At 76.0% G+C, this 317-nt stretch carries 1 protein-coding gene; it reads right to left on the bottom strand.

Annotated features, from left to right (window positions below; genetic code table 11):
• Nucleotides 1–134 precede the first annotated feature (134 nt).
• A partial coding sequence (locus JHD63_RS24405; RefSeq protein ID WP_233168568.1) for a hypothetical protein occupies nt 135–317 on the bottom strand: 183 nt, incomplete at its 5' end.

A 317-nucleotide genomic window follows, 5' to 3' on the forward strand; every position in this document is an offset into this window, starting at 1 on the left:
CTGGGGCGACGGGTCGGCCGGCCGGTTGTCCGCGTCGCGCGCGCCGGTGCAGCCCAGGTCGGCGTAGCCGATGTCGTCGGCCAGGATGAAGATCAGGTTGGGTCGTTGCATGGCGGCAGGATAAATGCTGTCTCTTATACACATCTCCGAGCCCACGAGACCGTACAGGAAATCTCGTATGCCGTCTTCGGCTTGAAAATGGGGGGGGGGGGGGGGGGGGGGGGGGGGGGGGGGGGGGGGGGGGGGGGGGGGGGGGGGGGGGGGGGGGGGGGGGGGGGGGGGGGGGGGGGGGGGGGGGGGGGGGGGGGGGGGGGGGG

Origin of the sequence: Xylophilus sp. ASV27 (assembly GCF_016428875.1) — a bacterium.
Lineage (GTDB): Bacteria > Pseudomonadota > Gammaproteobacteria > Burkholderiales > Burkholderiaceae_C > Xylophilus.